The 20736-nt window shown below is 74.9% G+C and carries 20 protein-coding genes and 1 riboswitch; of the genes, 16 read left to right on the top strand and 4 right to left on the bottom strand.

The annotated features are described in order from the left end of the window. Positions 1 to 85: 85 nt before the first annotated feature. The 5 genes from rpoZ (at position 86) to APR03_RS14095 (ending at position 6026) form a co-directional block, all read left to right on the top strand. Positions 86 to 421 (top strand): DNA-directed RNA polymerase subunit omega, encoded by a 336-nt coding sequence (rpoZ, locus tag APR03_RS14115; RefSeq protein WP_253836581.1) that lies wholly within the window; start codon positions 86 to 88, stop codon positions 419 to 421. Positions 422 to 431: 10 nt separating this feature from the next. Next, entirely contained in the window at positions 432 to 1673 is a 1242-nt protein-coding gene (gene coaBC, locus APR03_RS14110) for a bifunctional phosphopantothenoylcysteine decarboxylase/phosphopantothenate--cysteine ligase CoaBC (protein ID WP_253836580.1), read from the top strand. Between the two features lie 58 nt (positions 1674 to 1731). Continuing rightward, entirely contained in the window at positions 1732 to 2922 is a 1191-nt protein-coding gene (gene metK / locus APR03_RS14105; RefSeq protein WP_253836579.1) for a methionine adenosyltransferase, read from the top strand. 102 nt (positions 2923 to 3024) lie between these two features. Continuing rightward, complete coding sequence (locus tag APR03_RS14100) at positions 3025 to 5385, top strand: primosomal protein N' (protein ID WP_253836578.1); 2361 nt, start codon at positions 3025 to 3027, stop codon at positions 5383 to 5385. Continuing rightward, a complete protein-coding gene (locus APR03_RS14095) occupies positions 5382 to 6026 on the top strand; it encodes an HAD family hydrolase (RefSeq protein WP_253836577.1) in 645 nt (214 codons plus the stop codon). The genes APR03_RS14100 and APR03_RS14095 overlap by 4 nt, the downstream gene beginning before the upstream one ends. Positions 6027 to 6032: 6 nt before the next feature. On the opposite strand, the gene APR03_RS14090 is transcribed toward APR03_RS14095, so the two are convergent. Further along, positions 6033 to 6716 (bottom strand): hypothetical protein, encoded by a 684-nt coding sequence (locus APR03_RS14090; protein WP_253836576.1) that lies wholly within the window; start codon positions 6714 to 6716, stop codon positions 6033 to 6035. A 116-nt stretch (positions 6717 to 6832) separates the two neighbouring features. Here APR03_RS14090 and fmt point away from each other — a divergent pair, with 116 nt between their 5' ends. Next, entirely contained in the window at positions 6833 to 7786 is a 954-nt protein-coding gene (gene fmt, locus APR03_RS14085) for a methionyl-tRNA formyltransferase (protein ID WP_253836575.1), read from the top strand. Next, a complete protein-coding gene (locus tag APR03_RS14080; RefSeq protein WP_253836574.1) occupies positions 7783 to 9300 on the top strand; it encodes an RsmB/NOP family class I SAM-dependent RNA methyltransferase in 1518 nt (505 codons plus the stop codon). Before fmt ends, APR03_RS14080 begins: the two co-directional genes overlap by 4 nt. Positions 9301 to 9309: 9 nt before the next feature. On the opposite strand, the gene APR03_RS14075 is transcribed toward APR03_RS14080, so the two are convergent. Together APR03_RS14075 and APR03_RS14070 are read right to left on the bottom strand one after the other, a co-directional pair. Next, positions 9310 to 10470, bottom strand: a complete 1161-nt coding sequence (locus tag APR03_RS14075; RefSeq protein WP_253836573.1) for a hypothetical protein — start codon at positions 10468 to 10470, stop codon at positions 9310 to 9312. A gap of 140 nt (positions 10471 to 10610) precedes the next feature. After that, on the bottom strand, positions 10611 to 11039 hold the full coding sequence (locus APR03_RS14070; protein WP_253836572.1) for a DUF1761 domain-containing protein: 429 nt from the start codon (positions 11037 to 11039) through the stop codon (positions 10611 to 10613). A gap of 39 nt (positions 11040 to 11078) precedes the next feature. Between APR03_RS14070 and rpe the strand changes: the two genes are divergently transcribed. The 9 genes from rpe to APR03_RS25270 all read left to right on the top strand — a co-directional run bounded on the left by rpe (position 11079) and on the right by APR03_RS25270 (position 18466). Further along, complete coding sequence (gene rpe, locus APR03_RS14065; RefSeq protein WP_253836571.1) at positions 11079 to 11741, top strand: ribulose-phosphate 3-epimerase; 663 nt, start codon at positions 11079 to 11081, stop codon at positions 11739 to 11741. Positions 11742 to 12018: 277 nt separating this feature from the next. Next, positions 12019 to 12154: riboswitch (FMN riboswitch) on the top strand. Positions 12155 to 12276: 122 nt separating this feature from the next. Continuing rightward, a complete protein-coding gene (gene ribD, locus APR03_RS14060) occupies positions 12277 to 13383 on the top strand; it encodes a bifunctional diaminohydroxyphosphoribosylaminopyrimidine deaminase/5-amino-6-(5-phosphoribosylamino)uracil reductase RibD (protein WP_253836570.1) in 1107 nt (368 codons plus the stop codon). Beyond that, positions 13383 to 14027: a riboflavin synthase gene (locus APR03_RS14055; RefSeq protein ID WP_253836569.1), complete on the top strand. Its 645-nt coding sequence runs from the start codon at positions 13383 to 13385 to the stop codon at positions 14025 to 14027. The genes ribD and APR03_RS14055 overlap by 1 nt, the downstream gene beginning before the upstream one ends. Next, entirely contained in the window at positions 14024 to 15421 is a 1398-nt protein-coding gene (gene ribB / locus APR03_RS14050) for a 3,4-dihydroxy-2-butanone-4-phosphate synthase (RefSeq protein ID WP_253836568.1), read from the top strand. Before APR03_RS14055 ends, ribB begins: the two co-directional genes overlap by 4 nt. Next, positions 15418 to 15897: a 6,7-dimethyl-8-ribityllumazine synthase gene (gene ribH / locus APR03_RS14045; RefSeq protein WP_253836567.1), complete on the top strand. Its 480-nt coding sequence runs from the start codon at positions 15418 to 15420 to the stop codon at positions 15895 to 15897. Before ribB ends, ribH begins: the two co-directional genes overlap by 4 nt. Positions 15898 to 16011: 114 nt before the next feature. Continuing rightward, complete coding sequence (locus APR03_RS14040; RefSeq protein WP_253836565.1) at positions 16012 to 16704, top strand: hypothetical protein; 693 nt, start codon at positions 16012 to 16014, stop codon at positions 16702 to 16704. 66 nt (positions 16705 to 16770) lie between these two features. Beyond that, on the top strand, positions 16771 to 17034 hold the full coding sequence (locus APR03_RS14035; protein ID WP_253836563.1) for a phosphoribosyl-ATP diphosphatase: 264 nt from the start codon (positions 16771 to 16773) through the stop codon (positions 17032 to 17034). 95 nt (positions 17035 to 17129) lie between these two features. Beyond that, positions 17130 to 17987, top strand: a complete 858-nt coding sequence (gene hisG, locus APR03_RS14030) for an ATP phosphoribosyltransferase (RefSeq protein ID WP_253836561.1) — start codon at positions 17130 to 17132, stop codon at positions 17985 to 17987. A gap of 2 nt (positions 17988 to 17989) precedes the next feature. Further along, positions 17990 to 18466, top strand: a complete 477-nt coding sequence (locus APR03_RS25270) for a PH domain-containing protein (RefSeq protein ID WP_253836559.1) — start codon at positions 17990 to 17992, stop codon at positions 18464 to 18466. A 105-nt stretch (positions 18467 to 18571) separates the two neighbouring features. Here APR03_RS25270 and APR03_RS14020 read toward each other — a convergent pair whose 3' ends face one another. Further along, entirely contained in the window at positions 18572 to 20491 is a 1920-nt protein-coding gene (locus APR03_RS14020; protein ID WP_253836557.1) for a DEAD/DEAH box helicase, read from the bottom strand. Positions 20492 to 20736 lie beyond the last annotated feature (245 nt).

Raw genomic sequence — 20736 nt, 5'->3', positions numbered from 1 at the left:
ACGGAGCGGGTAGACTCATTCCTCGGACTTTCTGTCACCGCTCTGCTGACCGCAGAGCCCCACCTCAGACTTCTGGAGCTTCATCATGGCCGGAACCGTCGCCGCCCCCGAGGGCATCACCGACCCGCCGATCGACGAGCTGCTCGAGCGCATCGACTCGAAGTACGGCCTCGTGCTGTACGCGTCCATGCGCGCCCGCCAGATCAACGCGTACTACTCGCAGCTCAACGAGGGCCTGCTGGAGAACGTGGGTCCGCTCGTCGAGACCCGCAACCAGGAGAAGCCGCTCTCCATCGCGATGCGCGAGATCAACCAGGGCCTTCTCACGATCGAGGAGGTCGACCCGGCCGAGGTCCAGGCACAGGCCGACGCGGCCGCGGCCGCCCAGGCCGAGCAGTCCCTGCCCGAGTTCCCGGCCTGACCGGCCGCTCATGAGGATCCTGCTCGGCGTCAGTGGCGGGATCGCCGCGTACAAGGCGGTGCTCCTGCTGCGTCTGCTGCGTGAGCAGGGGCACGCCGTGCGCGTGATCCCCACGCGTGCGGCCCTGGAGTTCGTGGGTGCGCCCACCTTCGAGGCGCTGTCGGGCGAGCCCGTCAGCACCGAGGTGTTCGACGACGTGCCGGGCGTGCAGCACGTGGCGCTGGGCAAGGGCGCCGACCTGGTGATCGTGGCGCCGGCGACCGCCGACTTCCTGGCGCGCGCCGCCACGGGCCGGGCCGACGACCTGCTGACCACGACGCTGCTCGCCGCGAGCTGCCCTGTGGTGCTCGCCCCCGCGATGCACACCGAGATGTGGGAGCACCCCGCCACGCGCGCGAACGTCGCCACGCTCCGCGAGCGCGGTGTGCACGTCATCGAGCCCGCGTCGGGCCGCCTGACCGGTGTGGACACCGGACCCGGCCGGCTGCCCGAGCCCGAGGACATCGCGCGCGAGGCCCTGTCGGTCGCGGGCGCGGGCGGTGCGCAGGGCTCGGTGCAGGATCTCGCCGGGCGCACCGTCGTCGTCTCCGCGGGCGGTACCCGGGAACCCATCGACCCCGTGCGCTTCATCGGCAACCGGTCCAGCGGCCGGCAGGGGGTCGCACTCGCGCAGGCCGCCCTGGCACGCGGTGCGACCGTGACGCTGGTGGCCGCGAACCTGGCGCAGGACGTGACCGACCAGGTGGAGGCCGGCCCCGGCCGGGCGGCGTGCACCGTGGTGCGGGTGGAGTCGACCGCGGAGCTGCGCGAGGCCGTGCGGACCGCGGGAGCGGACGCCGACGTCGTCGTGATGGCCGCGGCGGTGGCCGACTTCCGGCCGGCCGCGACGCCCGACGCGAAGATCAAGAAGGTGCCGGGCCAGGGCCCCGCGCCGATCGAGCTCGTGGAGAACCCCGACATCCTGGCGGAGATCGCCCACGAGCGGCTCCGTCCCGGGCAGGTGGTCGTCGGGTTCGCGGCCGAGACCGGAGACGCCTCGGGCAGCGTGCTGGACCACGGTCGCACCAAGGCGCGGCGCAAGGGCGCGGACCTGATCGCGGTGAACGCGGTGGGTTCGGGGCGGGGTTTCGGCACCGACGCGAACGACGTGACGGTGCTGGACGGCGCGGGCGACGTCGTCGGCCAGGCCGCCGGCTCGAAGCGCGAGGTGGCGGACGCCCTGTGGGACGCGGTCGTCAAGCGTCTTCCGTGAGCGCCGTCTCACCCCTCAGAATCGACTGTTCGCTGTGCGAGACCGTAGGCTGATACCCATGAGCGAGCTGCGTCTTTTCACGTCCGAGTCCGTGACCGAGGGGCACCCGGACAAGGTCTGTGATCAGATCAGCGACGCGATCCTCGACGCCCTGCTGGAGCAGGACCCGACGTCGCGCGTCGCCGTGGAGACCATGGTCACCACGGGGCTGGTGCACGTCGCGGGCGAGGTCACCACCGAGGCGTACGTCGAGATCCCGCAGATCGTGCGGGACGTGGTGCGGGGGATCGGCTACACGTCGTCCGCCATCGGCTTCGACGGCGACTCGTGCGGCGTGTCCGTCTCGATCGGCCAGCAGTCGCCCGACATCGCCCAGGGCGTCGACAAGGCGCTCGAGATGCGCGACGACACGAGCGACCTCGACCCCCTGGACGCGCAGGGCGCGGGCGACCAGGGCCTCATGTTCGGGTACGCGTCGGACGAGACGCCGTCGCTCATGCCCGTGGCCGGCTGGCTGGCGCACCGGCTGTCCGAGCGGCTGGCCGCCGTCCGCAAGTCGGGCGAGCTGCTCGGCCTGCGCCCGGACGGCAAGACGCAGGTCACGGTCGGGTACGACGGCGACCGGCCGGTGGCCGTCGACACCGTGGTGCTCTCGACGCAGCACGAGCCCGACGTCGAGCAGCAGAAGCTGCACGTCGCGGTGTCGGAGGTCGTGATCGCGCCGGTGCTGGAGGCGGCGGGGCTGGAGTGGTCGGGCGCGAAGCAGTTCGTGAACCCGACCGGCAAGTTCGTGATCGGCGGCCCGCAGGGCGACGCCGGCCTGACGGGCCGCAAGATCATCGTCGACACCTACGGCGGCATGGCGCGGCACGGCGGCGGCGCGTTCTCCGGCAAGGACCCCTCGAAGGTGGACCGCTCGGCCGCGTACGCGATGCGCTGGGTGGCCAAGAACGTGGTGGCCGCCGGTCTCGCGCGACGGTGCGAGGCGCAGGTGGCGTACGCGATCGGCAAGGCGCACCCCGTGGGCCTGTACGTCGAGACGTTCGGCACCGAGACGGTACCCGTCGAGCGGATCACGGCGGCCATCCGCGAGGTGTTCGACCTGCGCCCGGCGGCCATCGTGCGCGACCTGGACCTGCTGCGCCCCATCTACCGGGCGACGTCGACGTACGGGCACTTCGGCCGGGACCTGCCGGACTTCACCTGGGAGCGCACCGACCGCGTGGACGACCTGCTGAGCCTGTTCTGACGCTCCCTGCCACGCCCCGCTGACGTCGTGCTGGGCATACCTGTGCCCACCTGTGCCCGCACCTGGGGGCGGAGTGTCGGTGGCGCGTGGTGGGATAGGGGCGTGAACGGGGGAGCGAGCCGGGCCGGGGAGGCGGGAGCGGTGCAGGACGAGGAGGCGCTGCTCGGGCTGGACGAGGTCGGCGGCACGACCTCGCGTGCCGCCCGGGACCCCCTGGGCAACGCGGAGACCAACGGCATCCCCATCGCCGAGTCGCTGCCGGTGGCGCGCGTGGTGCTCGACCTGCAGCCCACGCACCTGGACCAGCCCTACGACTACCTGGTGCCCGCGACGATGGACCAGGACGCGCAGCCCGGGGTCCGGATCAAGGCCCGGTTCGGCCGGCAGGAGGTCTCGGGGTACGTCGTGGCGCGCCTGGCGACGTCCGACCACGACGGGCGGCTGGTGCCGCTGCGCAAGGTCGTCTCCGGCGAGCAGGTGCTGACGCCGCAGGTGCTCGCGCTGTGCCGGGCCGTCGCCGACCGGTACGCGGGCACGCTCGCCGACGTGCTGCGCCTGGCGGTGCCGCCGCGGCACGCCCGGGTCGAGAAGGAGTCGGGCAACGAGTCGGGCAAGGAGTCGGGCAGGCCGGCCGGTGAACCGGCGGAAGAGTTGGCGCAGGTGCCGGCGCAGGTGCCGGAGCAGCGACCGGCCGCGGGCTCGGCGCAGCGGTCCGGGGCGGCCGCCCAGCACGCCGCCCAGCACGCCGCCCGGCCGGGCACGGCCTCGGAGCCCGGCGGGCCGGGCGACCCCGCCGGTGGCCGGCCGTCGGCGTGGGCCGCGTACCGCGGGGGTGAGGCGTACCTGCGGCGGATCCTGGCGGGGGAGGCGCCTCGCGCGGTGTGGTCGGCCCTGCCGGGTGTGGGTACCGACACCACGGACGACGGCACGCCGCACTGGGCCACGGCCGTCGCCCAGGCGGTGCGCGCGTGCACGGCCGGGGGGCGCGGGGCGCTGGTGGTGGTCCCGGACGCGCGCGACGCCGCCCGCGTCACCACAGCCCTGGAGGGGGCGGGCCTGGCCGCGGACGAGGTGGTGCGGCTCCTGGCGGACGACGGTCCCGCACCCCGGTACCGCGCGTTCCTGCGGGCGTTGCGCGGCGCCGCCCGGGTCGTGGTGGGTACGCGGGCCACGATGTTCGCGCCGGTGGCGGACCTGGGCCTCGTGGTGCTGTGGGGGGACGGCGAGGAGACCCTCGCGGAACCGCATGCCCCCTACCCGCACGCGCGCGACGTGCTGGCGCTGCGGGCCGAGCAGGAGGGCGCGGCGTTCCTGCTGGGCTCGCCCGGCCGTACCGTGCAGGCGCAGGCGCTGCTGGCGTCCGGCTGGGCGCGGGAGCTGGCCGCCACCCGGGACGTGGTGCGGGCGCGTGCCCCCCGGGTCCGGGCACTGACGTCGGTCGAGCTGGCCCGCGACGGGGCGGCCGCCGCCGCCCGGCTGCCGTCGGTCGCGTGGCGGGCCGCCCGCGACGCGCTGGAGCACGGCCCCGTGCTGGTCCAGGTGCCGCGGGCGGGCTACCTGCCGGTCGTGGCGTGCTCCCGGTGCCGGGTGGCGGCGCGCTGCGCGCACTGCCACGGGCCGCTGGGCCTGCCGCACGCCGACGGCGCCCCCCAGTGCACGTGGTGCGGTCGCCTGGCGGGCGGCTGGCGGTGCGAGGAGTGCGGGTGGACGGGGCTGCGGTCGGTGCGGGTCGGCTCGGCCCGCACCGCGGAGGAGCTCGGCCGCGCGTTCACGGGTGTGCCGGTGCGCCTGTCGTCGGCGTCGGCGCCCGCCGGCGTGCTGGACTCCGTCCCGGCGACGCCGGCCCTCGTGGTCGCCACGCCGGGCGCCGAACCGGTCGCCGCGCGCGGGTACGCCGCCGCGCTGCTGCTCGACGCCGCGGTGATGACCGGGGGCACCGGCCTGGCCGCGGGCACCGAGGCACTGCACCGCTGGTTGGCCGCCGCCTCGCTGGTACGGCCGGGCCCGCACGGGCAGGTGCTCCTCGTCGGCGACGGCGCCCCTGGCCCCACCCAGGCCCTGGTGCGGTGGGACCCCGCGGGGTTCGCCGCCCGGGAGCTCGACGAACGGGCCGAGCTGCACCTGCCGCCGGCGGTGCGGGTCGCCGCGGTGACGGGTGACCGGGCGGCCGTGGACGCCGTCGTCGGGCGGGTGGGGCTGCGGGAGGACACCGGCTCCGGGTCCGGGGTGCTCGGCCCGGTGGAGGTCGACCCGGACGGCGGCCGTCCCGGGGTCGGCCGGACCGGCGGGGGTCGCGAGGGCGCAGTCCAGGCCCTCGACCTGCCGGTACGTGCCGTGCTGCGGGTGCCGCTCGCCCAGGGCGACGAGCTGGCCCGTAGGCTCAGGACCAGCCTCGCCGTGCGCTCGGCACGCCGCGAGGGCGGCACCGCCCGCGTCCAGCTCGACCCGAAGGAGATGCTTTGAGCACCACCCCCGCGCCCGACGCCCGGATCGACACCCGGATAGACACAGTCGTCTACGACTTCGGCAACGTGCTGATCGGCTGGGACCCCTTCGGACCGTACGCGGGCCGCCCCCGGGCGGAGGTCGAGGCGTTCTTCGACGCGGTGGACTTCGGGTCGATCAACCACGCGGCGGACGCCGGCACGTCGTACGCGGTGCTGCTGGAGCGGGTGGGGCGCACGCACCCCGACCTGGTCGACGACCTGCGCCACTACGTGGACCACTACGAGCAGTCCCTGACGGGTCCCGTGGCGGGCTCCGCGGAGCTGGTCGCGGAGCTCAAGGGTCTCGGCCTGCGGCTCTACGGGCTGACCAACTGGCAGGCCGAGACGTTCCACAGCGCCGAGCCCGCCGCGCCGGCGATCGGTCTGATGGACGACGTCATCGTGTCCGGCCGGGAGGGCATGGCCAAGCCCGACCGGCGCATGTTCGAGCTCGTGGCCGAACGGTTCGGTGTGGACCCGGCGCGCGCCGTGTTCGTCGACGACAAGCCCGTCAACGTGGACGCGGCGCGCGGCGTCGGCTTCCACGGCATCGTGTTCACGCACACCGCCGCGCTGCGCCAGGAGCTGCGCGCCCTGGGAGTGCCCGTCGCGGCGTGACGACGGTCAGCCCGACACGTCCACGACCAGGCTCGAGGGCGCCGCCGCGCGCAGCTCGTCCAGCGTCGACACGTCCAGCCGGGGCCGGGCGTCCCCCGGGCCGGCCGCCGCGACGGCGTCCACGACGGGCCAGGTCACCGAGCCGTCGTCGTGCACGTCCCCGAGGAACATGTCGTCGAACACGACGACCCACTCCGGCGGAGGCCACGGCTCGGGCCCCACGTGGGTGAGGAACAGCACGACGTCGCCCAGCGCGACGAGCTCGTCGGCGACCCGCTCCACGTCGGCCGCGCCGTCCACGCCCACGTGCACCGTGACGGACCGGCCCTCCAGCGGCGGGTCGCCCAGCGCGTCGACCACCTCGTCGACCGCGAACGTCAGGTCGATCATCGCCTGACCGACCTCGTCCGGCTCACTCGCGACCCAGTCCGTGAACCGCCCGACGGCGGTCAGCTCGCAGGCGTGCGCCTCGCCCGCCTCCACGTACCGCACCGACGGCAGCGCCGCGGTGACCGACTCCGGGTACCAGGCGTGGTCGGCGGTCGCGGCCGGCAGCGCCAGCACCTCGGCGAACCCGGCGTCACGGAGTCGCGCACCGTCAGATCCCGCACCGTCAGATCCCGCACAGCCGGCCAGTGCCACCGAGCACAGCGCGGCCACCACCCGCAGACCGTTCCTCGTCCCGCGCATCCTCGTCCTCCGACAGTCGGCGTCCGGCACACCCGCGCCGGTACACCCACCCTGTGTGCCCAGCGGCACCGTCCTTGCGTGCGGCCCCGCACGACCCGCCCACCTAGACTGACCAGGTGCGTCTTCTCTTCGCCGGAACCCCCGAACCCGCAGTCGCCTCGCTCGACGCCCTGATCGGCTCACGCCACGAGGTCGCCGCCGTGCTGACCCGCGCCGACGCGCCGTCCGGCCGCGGCCGCAAGCTCACCCCGAGCCCCGTCCGCACCCGGGCCGAGGAAGCCGGCATCCCCGTCCTGACCGACACCCCCCGCGGCGACGAGTTCGTCACCCGCCTGCGCGACCTGGAGATCGACGCCGCCCCCGTGGTCGCCTACGGCCACATCCTGCGTCCCGCCGTCCTCGCCGTACCCCGGCTCGGCTGGATCAACCTCCACTTCTCCGTGCTGCCCGCCTGGCGCGGCGCCGCGCCCGTGCAGCGCGCCGTGATCGCCGGCGACGAGGTCACCGGAGCCACCACCTTCCTCCTCGACGAGGGCATGGACACCGGCCCCGTGCTCGGCACCACCACCGAGACCATCCGGCCCACCGACACCTCCGGCGACCTCCTGCGCCGGCTCGCCACCTCCGGCGCCCAGCTCTTGGTCGCCACCCTCGACGCCCTCGAGGACGGCACCCTCCAGCCCCTGCCGCAGCCCGCCGACGGCGTCAGTGTCGCCCCCAAGCTCACCACCGACGACGCCCGCGTCACCTGGACCGACCCGGCGCTCGCGGTCGACCGGCTGGTGCGGGGCTGCACGCCCGCGCCGGGTGCGTGGACCGTGCTGCCGGACGGTTCCCGTCTCGGGATCGGCCCGGTCGCGCCGCGCCCCGACGTCGTCGACCTGCGCCCCGGCGAGGTGCGCGCGCTCAAGCGCGAGGTGCTCGTGGGCACCTCGACGCACGCCGTCGCGCTCGGAGAGGTGCGGCCCGTGGGGAAGAAGGCGATGCCGGCGCCCGACTGGGCGCGCGGCGGCGGGCGGGCGCTCGTGGAGGCCGGCCTGGTGCTCGGCGCGGCGGAGGTGTCGGCATGAGCGGGTACGACGGCGGCCGCGGGCGGGACGACGACCGCCGGAGCTCGTCCGGGCGGCAGCGCTCCGCCGCGCGGTTCCGCGGCGACCGGTCGCGCACGTCGCAGGCCCCCGCCCAGCGGCGCAAGCGCACCGACCCGGCCCGGACGGCCGCCTTCGACGTGCTGCGCGAGGTCGACGAGTCCGACGCGTACGCCAACCTCGTGCTGCCGCCGCTGCTGCGCGAGCGGCGTATCCGCGGCCGCGACGCGGGCTTCGCCACGGAGCTGACCTACGGGACCCTGCGGCTGCGCGGACGGTACGACGCGATCCTGGCGACCTGCGTGGACCGGCCCCTGTCCGGCCTGGACCCGGCCCTGCTGGACGCGCTGCGGCTCGGCACGCACCAGCTGCTCGGCATGCGGGTGCCGGTGCACGCGGCGGTGTCCGAGACGGTCGGGCTCGCCCGCGACCGCGTGGGCGCCGGTCCCGCGCAGATGGTCAACGCGGTGCTGCGGCGGGTCTCGGAGCGGTCGCTGGAGGAATGGCTGGACGTCCTGGAGAAGGAGGCGCCGGACCCCCTCACGGGGCTCGCCGTCGCCGAGTCGCACCCGCTGTGGATCGCGCGCGCCCTGCGCGAGGCCCTGGCCGGCAACGAGCGACCGGTCGACGAGATCGGCGCCCTGCTCGCCGCGGACAACGCCGCCCCGCGCGTCACCCTCGTGGCGCGCCCCGGCCTGGTGGACGTGTCCGACGACGACGCGTGGGGCGACGCGGACCTCGTCGCCGGTCCCTGGGCGCCTACCGCGCTGCGGCTGGAAGGCTCGGACCCGTCGGGCATCCCGGCGGTCCGCGAGGGGCTGGCGGGCGTGCAGGACGAGGGCTCGCAGCTCGTCGCCCTGGCGCTGGCCGGGGCGCCCCTGGACGGCCCCGACGAACGCTGGCTCGACCTGTGCGCCGGACCTGGCGGCAAGGCGGCGCTGCTCGCCGCGCTCGCCGCCCAGCGTGGCGCCCGGCTGGTGGCCAACGAGGTGGCCCCACACCGCGCCCGGCTGGTCGCGGGGGCCCTGGCGGCGCTGCCCGACGGCGCGGTCGAGGAGGTGCGCACGGGCGACGGCCGCGAGGTCGGCGCCGACGAACCGGGCGCCTACGACCGCGTCCTGGTGGATGCGCCGTGCACCGGCCTGGGCGCGCTCCGGCGTCGGCCCGAGAGCCGGTGGCGGCGGACGCCGTCCGACCTCGCCGCGCTGACCGGCCTGCAGCGGGAGCTGCTGACGAGTGCGCTGGACGCCGTCCGGCCCGGGGGAGTGGTGGCGTACGTGACGTGCTCGCCGCACCTGGCCGAGACGCAGCTCGTCGTCTCGGACGTGCTCAGGAAGCGCACGGACGTCGAGCGGCTGGACGCGCCCGCCGCCGTCCGCTCCGTGGTGCGCGACGGCGCGGACATCCCGCTGGCCGACCGCGACGACGTGCAGCTCTGGCCGCACGTGCACGGCACGGACGCGATGCACCTGACGCTGCTGCGCCGGACGGCGTAGCGGACGCCGTCACGCGTCCGCGTCCGTGGGGCCGGGACGGTGCGGCCCCCGGCGCACCCGCGTGACGGCGGCAGGGATGCCTGCGGTGGCGAACGCGCCGGAGGCGACCAGCACAGCCGTGGCCGCCCACTCGTCCCAGCCCCACGGGAGCGCGCCCGCCTCGATCAGGTTGTCCGGGTCCGCCGGGTCGTAGACGATCTCGACCCGGTCGAGCTCGAAGTGCGGCGCCACGAGGTGCCGGATCGTCGTCTGGGTCAGGCTCGCCCGGGTCGCTCCTGTCCCGGAACGTGCCTGGAAGGTGACGTCCACGTACCCCGCCCAGTCGGAACGAAGGTTGGTGTCGACCACGAGGGCGGTGGTCGCGGCACCCCGGTCGTACAGCGCGGCGGCCTGCGCCGCCGAGACCGCCACGAACGTGCCGGAGGCCGCGACGGCAAGGACGGGCAGCAGCACGAACACGGTGACGGCCAGAGGGGCGGGCTGGGTCGCGGCCGTCTCCCGCAGGTGGCGTGCGGCGGCGGCGTGCCCCCGCGGCAGGGCGTGGCGCAGCGCCCACCACGTGCCGCGCCACAGGGCGACCGACGGCCTGCGGGGCGATCCGTCCGCGCGCCGCAGCAGCCGCCCGGCGGCGACGAAGGCCCGTGCCCGCCCGGTGAGCTCGGCGCCGACCGGGACGAGCACGACGCTGATCGGCAGCAGCACCGCGGCGAAGACGCCGAACGCGAGCGAGCCGGCGTCGATCCAGGGCGTGCCCTCGGCCAGCATGCGGGAAGGGCGCTGCGGGTCGTAGGTGAGGTCGAACCGCTCGCCGGGCTGGAGGTCGCGGGGCCAGTGGTGCAGCGTCGCCGAGAAGTACGGGGGTTCGATCGTGCGCACGTCCAGCGTGTCGGACCCTCTGCCGTAGCGGCGGTGCTCGGCCTCGGCGAGCACCGTGACCCCGCGTGCGTCGAGGACCAGGGGCCGCGCGATGTACCCGGCGCTCACCCACACGAGCGGTGTGCACACCAGGAGCACGACCGCGACGCCCAGGAACAGCTGTCTGGTCGTGCGGGTGCGCTGGTGCTCCCGCAGCCGGCGCCACCACGACGGCTGGGCAACCGGGCGGGGTCGGAGGCTCGCCGCGATCGCGTGCTCCCTGGCGCGGCGCGCTTCCTTCTGCCGGCGGGTCATCGGCGCACCGGGCGCAGGTCCGGACGCTCCGGGTCGCGGCGGATCGGGGTGTCTGGCCGGGTACGCCGCTGGGTCACGCCCCGGAGACTAGCGGCGCGAGGGTCGTCGTCGGCGGGTGAACTTGCTGGGCGGCGGCTCGGTCAGACGCCCGCGGGCGGCCAGACCCCGATGATCACGGCCATCACCAGCACCGTGACGAGCTCGTGCGCCAGGTTGAGCGTGGTGAGCCCGGAGGGGCGGCCCTCGAAGGCGTCGTGCGTGATCATGCGGGCCGCCGTGAAGCCGATCCAGAGGAGCACGCCCGTGACGACGGCCGCCGTGAAGAAGCTGCCCGCGTAGAACTGCCACGCGATGTAGACGGCGCCGGCCAGCACCCACGCGGTCAGGAAGCTGACGAGCACCGTCGTGACGATGGGCCAGATGCCCCGCGCCTCCGCGGCCTCGCGGTCCACCTTGGCCAGGCGCATCCAGCGGTCGCCGAACGTCTTCGGCGTGTACCAGAGGGAGCCCACCACCAGGGTGGACAGCGTGGCCACGAGCACGGCCCAGTAGTTCACGTCGGGGATCATCGTCTCTCCCGGTCGGTCGAGTCGCTCTACGCTGGCATCATGGCAGCACTCATCGCCCCCAGCATCCTGTCCGCCGACTTCGCGAACCTGGAGCGCGACCTCGGCCGGATCGCCGACGCCGACTACGCGCACGTCGACGTCATGGACAACCACTTCGTGCCCAACCTGACGCTGGGGCTGCCGGTGTTCGAGCGACTCGCCAAGGTGTCGCCGGTACCGCTCGACGCGCACCTCATGATCGAGAACCCGGACCGGTGGGCGCCGGCGTTCGCGGAGGCGGGCGCGGCGTCGGTCACCTTCCACGCGGAGGCGGCGCAGGCACCCGTCCGGCTGGCGCGGGAGCTGCGGCGCCTGGGGTCGCGCGCGGGCGTGGCACTGCGTCCGGCGACCCCGGTGGAGCCGTTCCTCGACCTGCTGGCCGAGATCGACATGATCCTGGTGATGACCGTGGAGCCCGGCTTCGGCGGGCAGTCGTTCATCGAGGGCACGCTGCCCAAGATCCGCCGGGCGCGCGAGGCCGTGAGCGAGTCGGGCCTCGACGTCTGGATCCAGGTGGACGGGGGAGTGTCCCGCGACACGATCGAGCGGGCGGCCGAGGCCGGCGCCAACGTGTTCGTGGCGGGATCTGCGGTCTACGGGGCCGAGGACATCCCGGCGGAGATCGCCGCCCTGCGCGACCTGGCGAGCGCACACCTCCACTGACGGCTGCCCGGGCCCGCTCCGCGGGCGCCCGAAGGCCCGCCTCCAGCAGGCGATCCGGCATGCGTCCGCGCCGAGAACCATGCCCGATCGCCTGCTCACGGCGGACATCTGGGGTGCCGTACCGTGTGCGGAAATAGTGTGCCAAGCGGCAGTGTGTCGCCGGCGGCAACACGGCGCGGACGGCGCGGCCCTGGCCGGGGAGGCGGGTGGGGCGTGTGACGTAGACCATGGCCGGGTGGGGGGTCGGGTGTGGCATGCTGACAGCAGCAGTACGCACACACGTGCTCCGGGGTCGGTGTAATTCCGAGCCGGCGGTGACAGTCCGCGACCCGCGTCCCTCCGCGAGGAGGGCCGGTTGACCTGGTGGAACTCCAGGACCGACGGTGAAAGTCCGGATGGGAGGAAGCACGTGCGGCGTTGCCCGTCCTGGGGACGGGTGGCGCCGTGACGTCGTACGCGCGGGCAGGACGCCGTGTCGTCCTGGTCCGTGCGCCCGTCGTCCGACCCCGGAGCGCCGACGCCCGGGGAGGACGGCATGGACCACACGGAGACCGGCCGGCGCAGCGACGCGCGCACGGTCGGCGTGCAGGCGGTCGAGGACGCCATGCGTCGCGCGCTCGAGCTGGCCGCCGAAGGTCCCGCGCACGGCCCGAACCCCCGGGTGGGGTGCGTGCTCCTCGATCCCGCCGGCCGCACCGTGGCCGAGGGCTTCCACCGCGGCGCCGGCACCCCGCACGCCGAGGCGGCCGCCCTGGCCGCCGCCCGCGCGGCCGGTGCGGACCCCCGCGGCACGACGGCGGTGGTCACGCTCGAACCCTGCGCCCACCACGGCCGCACCGGCCCGTGCGCGGACGCGCTGATCGAGGCCGGCGTCGCCGCCGTGCACGTCGCGGTCGCGGACCCCAACCCGGTCGCGACGGGCGGCGCCGACCGCCTGCGCGCGGCCGGGATCGAGGTCACCACGGGCACGCTCGCCGAGGAGGGCGAGGAACTGCTGCGGCCCTGGCTGCACGCGGTCCGCACCGGCCGTCCCTGGGTCACCCTCAAGCTCGCCACGAGCCTCGACGGCCGCGTGGCCGCACCCGACGGCACGAGCCGGTGGATCACCGGCTCCGCGGCCCGGGCCCACGCCCACCGGGTACGCGCGCAGGTCGACGCGATCGCAGTCGGCTCGGGGACCGTCCTGACCGACGACCCGTCCCTGACCGCCCGCACCCTCGACGGCGGGCTGTTCGAGCACCAGCCGCTCCGTGTCGTGGTCGGCACACGTGCCGTGCCGGACGGCGCCCGCCTGCGCGGCCCCGGCGGCCCGCTCCTGCACCTGCCCACCCACGACCTCGACGAGGTGCTGCGGACCCTCGGCGAGCGCGAGGTGCGCCACCTGCTCGTGGAGGGCGGTCCCACGCTCGCGACCGCTCTGCTGGCCGCGTACGCCGTCGACGAGCTGCACGCCTACGTGGCACCCGTGCTGCTGGGTGCGGGGGCGTCCGCCGTGGCGCCGTTCGGCGTGACCACGATCGGTGAGGCCGCACGCCTCGCGACACGGAGCGTGACCCGGCTGGGCGACGACGTGCTGCTGGTCGCCCGGCGCGCACCCACACAGAACGGCCGGCCCGCCCGGCCCACCAAGGAGGAGATCTGATGTTCACCGGAATCGTCGAGGAGCTCGGTTCGGTCGTCTCGCTGGAGCGTCCCGGCGGCGACGTGGGCACGGCGCCGGACGCCGTGCTCACCGTGCGCGGCCCGCTCGCGACGTCGGACGCCCGGCCGGGCGACTCGATCGCCGTCGACGGCGTGTGCCTCACGGTGACGTCCGTGGCGGACGGCGCGTTCGTCGCCGAGGTCATGCCGGAGACGCTGCGCCGCACCTCGCTCGGTGGTCTGGTCGCCGGTGACGCCGTGAACCTGGAGCGCGCGCTCCCGGCGGGTGGACGGCTCGGCGGGCACGTGGTCCAGGGGCACGTCGACGGCGTGGCCACGCTCGTGCGGCGCACGCCCGGCCCGCGCTGGGACGACCTCGCGTTCGAGGCCCCCGCGACCCTGACCCGGTACGTGGCGGAGAAGGGGTCGGTCGCGCTGTCGGGCGTCTCGCTCACCGTGACGTGGGTGGCGGACGACGGGTTCGGCGTGTCGCTCATCCCGACCACGCTCGCGGCGACGACGCTCGGCCGGCTGGTGCCGGGCGACGTCGTGAACGTCGAGGTGGACGTGCTGGCCAAGTACGTGGAACGTCTGCTGTCGACGGGCGCGGTGGCCCCCGGCGACCCCGTCGAGGTGGCGCGATGAGCGCGGGTACCGAGCTGGGCACCGCAGCGGCCACCGTCGAGCGTGCGCTCGCCGAGCTCGCCGCCGGGCGGCCCGTGCTGGTGGCGGACGACGCCGGCCGGGAGAACGAGGTCGACGTGGTGCTGGCGGCCCGGACGGCCACCGCCGAGTGGGTGGCGTGGGCGGTGCGGCACTCGTCGGGCTACCTGTGCGCGCCGATGCCCGCGCACCGCGCGGACGCGCTGGAGCTGCCGCCGATGGTGGAGTTCGGCGAGGACCCGCGCGGGACGGCGTACACCGTGGCGGTGGACGCGGCCGCCGGTGTGACGACGGGCATCTCCGCGACGGACCGGGCGCGGACGCTGCGGGTGCTGGGCGACCCGACGTCGGGCCCGCGCGACCTGATCCGCCCCGGGCACGTGCTGCCGCTGCGCGCCCGGCCGGGCGGTGTGCTGGAGCGTGCGGGGCACACGGAGGCCGCCGTGGACCTGGTGCGCCTCGCGGGGAGGCTGAGCACGGGTCACGGCACAGGGCAGGGTGCGGACCTGGGCGACGTCGGCGCCATCGCCGAGCTGGTCCGGGACGACGGCGAGGTCATGCGTCTGCCCGAGGCGGAGGAGCTGGCGGCCCGGACGGGGCTCGTGGTGCTGACCGTCGCCGAGCTCGTCGCGTGGCGCCGCGCGCACGACCCCGCACCGCTGTACGCCGTGCCGGGCGACCGGGTGCGCCGCGTCGCCGAGGCGTCCCTGCCGATCCGGCACGGAGAGTTCCGTGTGGTGGCGTACCGGGACCTGCGCACGGGGGCCGAGCACCTGGCGCTGACCCCGGCCGGTGGTCCGCGCGCCGGTGACGGGCGCCTCGTCCGCGTGCACTCCGAGTGCCTCACGGGCGACGCCCTGGGGTCGCTGCGGTGCGACTGCGGCCCCCAGCTGGACGCCTCGCTGGCGGCGGTGGCCGCCGAGGGCGGTGCCGTCGTGTACCTGCGGGGGCACGAGGGCCGGGGGATCGGCCTGGCTGCGAAGATCGCGGCCTACGCGCTGCAGGACGGCGGGCGCGACACGGTCGAGGCGAACGTGGACCTCGGGCTGCCGGTCGACGCCCGGGAGTACGGGGCCGCGTCCGCGATCCTCGCGGACCTGGGGCTCGACGGCGTGACCCTGCTGACGAACAACCCCGCGAAGGTGACCGGTCTGCGGGAGTCGGGTACGGACGTCGTCGGACGCCGTGGGCTGGTGGTGGGGCGTGGGGTGCACAATCACCGCTACCTGGAGACCAAGCGGGTGGTGCTGGGGCACCGCATCGACCTGGTGGAACCGGTGGTCCAGGACGGCACGGACAACGGCACCACGGACAACGACACAGAGAACAGCACAGAGCACGAGACACAGCACGAGACAGAGGGAGTGTGCGCATGAGCGGCGCTGGAGCACCGGCACTGACCGTGGACGGGACGGGCCTGCGGGTCGTCGTCGTGGCGGCGAGCTGGCACGAGCAGGTGATGGACGGGCTCCTGGAGGGTGCCCGCAGGGCGCTGCGGGAGTCCGGGGCGGACTGGACCGAGGTGCGGGTGCCGGGCTCGTTCGAGCTGCCGGTCGCGGCGGCGCGGGCGGCGGCCGGGGGAGCGGACGCCGTCGTCGCGCTCGGCGTGGTGATCCGCGGCGGCACGCCGCACTTCGAGTACGTGTGCTCGGCGGCGACGACCGGCCTGACGGACGTGAGCGTACGCACCGGGGTGCCGGTCGGGTTCGGCGTGCTGACGTGCGACGACGAGGCGCAGGCGCTGGACCGCGCGGGCCTGGAGGGGTCGAGCGAGGACAAGGGCGCGGAGGCGGCGCAGGCGGCGGTCGGCACGGCGGTGACGCTGCGGGGGCTGGCGCAGGTGGCTCTCTGAGCTCCCGTGTCCGCCCTGGCAAAATAGTGTGCCAAGCGTAGAACATGCCCCACACGGCCGAGCGGACACCGCACCACATGGCAAGAACCGCCGGGGCCGGGACATGAGCGGGGTATGACACGTACTCCGGCCCGGCGGGCCGCCCGGATGGTCCTGTTGCTGCTCGTGGGGGTGCTGCCCGCCGGCGTGACCGGCTGCGCCGCCCTGGGCCCGGCGGGGGAGGCGTGCGTCGACTGGGTCACCTTCGAGACGCCGGCCGACGCCGCGGCGGACGCGAGCGCGGTGCTGCTCGGCACGGTCGTGGAGCGGGACGGTACCGAGCGCCTGTACGGCGTCGACGCGCACCGCTGGCTCGTCGACGTCGAGCGAGTCCTTGAGCCCCGGGACGGCACTGGCGGCACTGGCGGCTCCGGCGAGATCTGGTCCTCGCGCCGAGATCTGGACGTGCACCACCAGATCTCGGCGCAGACACCAGATCTCGCCGGGGCAGTGGGAGCAGTCGGGGCAGCGGCGGCGAAGGCGGCCGTCGCGCCCGGGCCCCTGATCACTGCGGGCGAGCGGGTCGCGGTCCTGTCCACGCCGGAGACCTGTACGGGCGGCGGGGCCTACCCGTCCGGGGACCCGCTGGACCCTGCCTCGGGTCTGGCGGGGCCGGACGGCACGGTGGTCCTGCTCGTGACCACGGCGACGGACGTGACGGACGGCGGTGGCTCGCTCTCCCTCCTGACCCCGTACCAGGGCGTGCTCACCCCCGCCGCGGACGGCTCGCTGCCCGCCGAGTGGCCCGCGACGTGGCCCTCGCCATAGTGCCGACATGGCCAGAACGTGGGACGACGGCCGGTGGCGCACCCGTGCCGCGACTAGGCTGAGCCTGTGAAGACCTTCGAGACCCTGTTCGCCGAGCTGACCGAGAAGGCCCTGACCCGCCCCGCGGGTTCCGGGACCGTGGCCCAGCTGGACGCGGGCGTCCATGCGATCGGCAAGAAGGTCGTGGAGGAGGCCGCCGAGGTCTGGATGGCCGCGGAGTACCAGTCGGACACCGAGACCGCGGAGGAGATCTCGCAGCTCCTGTACCACCTGCAGGTCCTGATGGTCGCCAAGGGACTGACCCTCGAGGACGTGTACACGCATCTGTGACCCGGCCCTGGCGCCGTTCGACCCCCATCGGTCGGACCGGCGCCGGGAGAGCCGGGTCGTCAGGTCCGACGTACACCCAGAGAGGAACCAACCAGATGCTGCGCATCGCCGTACCCAACAAGGGCTCCCTGTCGGGGCCCGCCTCCGAGATGCTGCGCGAGGCGGGCTACCGCCAGCGCCGCGACACGCGCGAGCTCGTGCTCGCGGACCCCGAGAACGACGTCGAGTTCTTCTTCCTGCGCCCGCGCGACGTCGCGGTCTACGTGGGCACGGGCACGGTCGACGTCGGCATCACGGGACGTGACCTGATGCTCGACTCGGGCGCCGACGCCGTGGAGCACCTCGGGCTCGGCTTCGCCCGCTCGACGTTCCGCTACGCGGCTCCGGTCGGCACGGACGAGCCGGTGACCGAGATCGCCGACATCGCCGGGCGGCGCGTGGCGTCGTCGTACACGACGCTCGTGGCCCAGCACCTGGCCAAGCAGGGGGTCGAGCCGGCCGCGATCGTGCACCTGGACGGCGCCGTGGAGTCGAGCGTGCGCCTCGGCGTCGCGGACGTCATCGCGGACGTCGTCGAGACCGGCACCACCCTGCGGGCGGCGGGCCTGGAGGTGTTCGGGGAGCCGATCCTGCGGTCGGAGGCCGTGCTGATCCGGCGGTCCGACGCCGAGGCCCCCGCCGGGCTCGAGGTGCTGACCCGCCGCCTGGAGGGCGTGATCACGGCACGCGAGTACGTGCTGATGGACTACGTGGTGCCGGCGGCCCGGCTCGAGGACGCCGTGGCGATCACGCCGGGCAAGGAGTCGCCGACCGTCTCGGCCCAGCACCACAGCGACGCGTACGCCGTCCGCGTGATGGTGCCGCGCCGCGAGACGAACCGGATCATGGACGCGCTGTACGACGTCGGTGCGCGCGCCATCATCGTGACCTCGATCCACGCCTCCCGGTTGTAGCAGTGGCCGCGGGATCCAGCGCCGCCGGCCCTGACCGGGCCGCGCACCGGTTCCGGACCTTCCGGGGCCGGTTCGGCACGCCGGTGGCGTACGGTCTCGCACTGCTCTCGGCCGGCGGCTGCACGTTCGTGGCCCTGGCGGCGACCGGGCAGGGCGCGGACACCGCGAACCGGGTGGCGATCATCGTGTTCGGGCTGCTGGGCGCCGTGATCGCGTGGCGGTTCGGGGCGGTGCGCGCCATACCGGACCCCGAGGGGCTCACGGTCGTGAACTACGCGTCCAGCCGCCGGCTGGCGTGGCCGGAGATCGTGACGGTCCGGTTCGGTCCCAACGACCCGTGGGTGCACCTCGACCTGGCCGACGGCGATGTGCTCGCCGTCATGGGCATCCAGCGGGCCGACGGCGAGCACGGCATGGCGGAGGCGCGCCGGCTGGTGGCGCTCGTCGCGGAGCTGGGCGAGGCCCCGGACCGGACCTAGACACGCCGGCCGGGGCAGCGGAGCCGATGCGGGTGGAGATGTCGCGGGCAGACATGACAGCGGCCCCGTCCCTCACCGAGGGTCGGGGCCGCTGTCATACGCGGGTCAGCGGGAGCTGCGTGCCTCCCACTGCGGGGTGCGGCCGCGGGGGCCGCGGTCGCCGTCGGGACGACGGTGGTCGCCGCCGCCGCGCGGGCCGCGCTCTCCGCCGCGCGGGGCGCCACGGTCGAGCGTGATGCGCAGCGGCTTGCCGGCCACGCGGGCCCGGGCCAGGCGGTCCAGGGCCTCGTTGTCGAGCGGGGCGGTGATGTCCACCAGCGAGAAGCTGCCGAAGATGTCGATCTTGCCGACGTCGGCGCCGGTGATGCCGCCCTCGCCCGTCAGCGCGCCGACGATCCCGCCCGGCTGCACGCCGTGCGTGTGCCCGACGGCGATGCGGTACCGGGTGCCGCGGGCCGGACGGCGGATGCCGCGCTCACCCTCGGACCGGCCGCGCGAGAACCCCGAGGACCGGTCGTGGCGGTCGCCGTCCCGGCTCGTGCGCCGGGCCGCCGCGGCCTTGGCCTCGGCCCGCTCGCGCTCGTACTCCTCCTGCTCCGCCCGGGCCCGCGGACCGTCGTCACCGACCGCGAGCGCCGCGATGGCTGCGGCGACGTCGAGGGGGTCGATGTCGTTGTCCTGGGTGTAGGTGCGGATGAGGTCGGTGTACATCTCGAGGCGTCCGGCTTCGCGGCGTGCGGCGACCTTGTCGAGGGTGCGCTTGACGCGGTGGGCGGAGACGTCCTTGGGGGAGGGGATGTCGACTTCTTCGAGCTGTGCGCGGATGGTGCGCTCGATGGAGCGGAGCTTGCCGCGTTCGTGGGGGGTGACGAAGGTGAGGGCTTCGCCGGTGCGTCCGGCGCGGCCGGTGCGGCCGATGCGGTGGACGTAGGCCTCGGGTTCGCCGGGGACGTCGAAGTTGACGACGAGTCCGATGCGGTCGACGTCGAGGCCGCGGGCGGCGACGTCGGTGGCGACGAGGACGTCGAGGGCTCCGGTGCGGAGGCGTTCGACGATCTTCTCGCGTTCCTTCTGGGCGACGTCGCCGGAGATGGTGGCGGCGGAGATGCCCTTCTCGACGAGGGCGGAGCCGACGTCTTCTGCTGCGCCGCGGGTGCGGGTGAAGACGATGGCGGCGTCGGCGTCGGAGGTGGCGAGGACGCGGGCGAGGGAGCCGACCTTGTGGCGGAAGGGGACGACGGCGTAGGTCTGGCGGACGGCGGTGACGGTGGAGGACTGCCGGGCGACGGCGATCTGGACCGGGTCGGTGAGGTGCTGGTCGGCGACCTTGCGGATGGCGGGGGGCATGGTCGCGGAGAAGAGGGCGACCTGGCGCTTGGCGGGGGCCTGGCCGAAGATCTCCTCGACGTCTTCGGCGAAGCCCATGCGGAGCATCTCGTCTGCTTCGTCGAGGACGAGGAAGCGGATGTCGTCGAGGTTGAGGGCGCCGCGTTCGAGGTGGTCCTTGATGCGGCCGGGGGTGCCGACGACGACGTGGACGCCGTCGCGGAGGGCGCGCTGCTGGGGGACGTAGGGTGCGCCGCCGTAGACGGGCAGGACGCGGACGTCGTCCATCTTGCTGGCGAAGGACTCGATGGCGTCGGCGACCTGCATGGCGAGCTCGCGGGTGGGGGTCAGGACGAGGGCCTGGACCTTGCGCAGGGCGGGGTCGACGGCGGCGAGGAGGGGGAGGCCGAAGGCGGCGGTCTTGCCGGTTCCGGTCTGGGCGACGCCGGTGATGTCGCGGCCTGCGAGGAGCTCGGGGATGGCGCGCGCCTGGATGGCGGAGGGGGTGACGAAGCCGAGCTGGTCGACGGCTGCCATGAGGGGTGCGGGCAGGTCGAGGCTGGCGAAGGTGGGGCCGGTGGGCTGGGGGGCCTGGTCGGTCGTGGCTTCGGGGGCTTCGGTGGTGGTGTGCCCGGTGGGGGCGGTGGCCTGGTCGGTGTCCGGGGTAGGCGTGATCAGGTCAGGGGTGTCGAGAGACATGCAGTGGTGCACCGTTCGTCGTCGGGTGGGGGAGTCGGGGCCGAGGTGAGGGCCCTCGCGTCGCTCGCTCCCGAAACACCTTCCCCGCAGCGGGCTGCGGGCCTTGTCTCGCACGGTGTGTGCGCACATGGGAAGACGACGAACTCCAAGGGGATGTGTCCCTACCCTATCGGGTGCGGGGTGCTCAGGCACAGGGGTGGTGGGCGTGACGTGCGGCACGACGGCGTGCCAGTGCGTATACGCAA

This window comes from Promicromonospora thailandica, from assembly GCF_024171955.1.
Classification (GTDB): Bacteria; Actinomycetota; Actinomycetes; order Actinomycetales; family Cellulomonadaceae; genus Promicromonospora; species Promicromonospora thailandica.
The sequence above is the reverse complement of the archived record's forward strand: the minus strand, read 5'-3'. Positions and strand labels throughout refer to the sequence as shown.

What these genes read in the sequence shown, in the direction of transcription:
- rpe (WP_253836571.1), top strand. Translation starts at nt 11,079, where the DNA reads ATGGCAGCACTCATCGCCCCCAGCATCCTGTCCGCCGACTTCGCGAAC.
- rpoZ (WP_253836581.1), top strand. Translation starts at nt 86, where the DNA reads ATGGCCGGAACCGTCGCCGCCCCCGAGGGCATCACCGACCCGCCGATC.
- APR03_RS14075 (WP_253836573.1), bottom strand. Translation starts at nt 10,470, where the DNA reads ATGACCCGCCGGCAGAAGGAAGCGCGCCGCGCCAGGGAGCACGCGATC.
- hisG (WP_253836561.1), top strand. Translation starts at nt 17,130, where the DNA reads ATGCTGCGCATCGCCGTACCCAACAAGGGCTCCCTGTCGGGGCCCGCC.
- APR03_RS14080 (WP_253836574.1), top strand. Translation starts at nt 7,783, where the DNA reads ATGAGCGGGTACGACGGCGGCCGCGGGCGGGACGACGACCGCCGGAGC.
- ribH (WP_253836567.1), top strand. Translation starts at nt 15,418, where the DNA reads ATGAGCGGCGCTGGAGCACCGGCACTGACCGTGGACGGGACGGGCCTG.
- ribD (WP_253836570.1), top strand. Translation starts at nt 12,277, where the DNA reads ATGGACCACACGGAGACCGGCCGGCGCAGCGACGCGCGCACGGTCGGC.
- APR03_RS14070 (WP_253836572.1), bottom strand. Translation starts at nt 11,039, where the DNA reads ATGATCCCCGACGTGAACTACTGGGCCGTGCTCGTGGCCACGCTGTCC.
- ribB (WP_253836568.1), top strand. Translation starts at nt 14,024, where the DNA reads ATGAGCGCGGGTACCGAGCTGGGCACCGCAGCGGCCACCGTCGAGCGT.
- APR03_RS14020 (WP_253836557.1), bottom strand. Translation starts at nt 20,491, where the DNA reads ATGTCTCTCGACACCCCTGACCTGATCACGCCTACCCCGGACACCGAC.
- APR03_RS14090 (WP_253836576.1), bottom strand. Translation starts at nt 6,716, where the DNA reads ATGCGCGGGACGAGGAACGGTCTGCGGGTGGTGGCCGCGCTGTGCTCG.
- APR03_RS14055 (WP_253836569.1), top strand. Translation starts at nt 13,383, where the DNA reads ATGTTCACCGGAATCGTCGAGGAGCTCGGTTCGGTCGTCTCGCTGGAG.
- metK (WP_253836579.1), top strand. Translation starts at nt 1,732, where the DNA reads ATGAGCGAGCTGCGTCTTTTCACGTCCGAGTCCGTGACCGAGGGGCAC.
- APR03_RS14040 (WP_253836565.1), top strand. Translation starts at nt 16,012, where the DNA reads ATGACACGTACTCCGGCCCGGCGGGCCGCCCGGATGGTCCTGTTGCTG.
- coaBC (WP_253836580.1), top strand. Translation starts at nt 432, where the DNA reads ATGAGGATCCTGCTCGGCGTCAGTGGCGGGATCGCCGCGTACAAGGCG.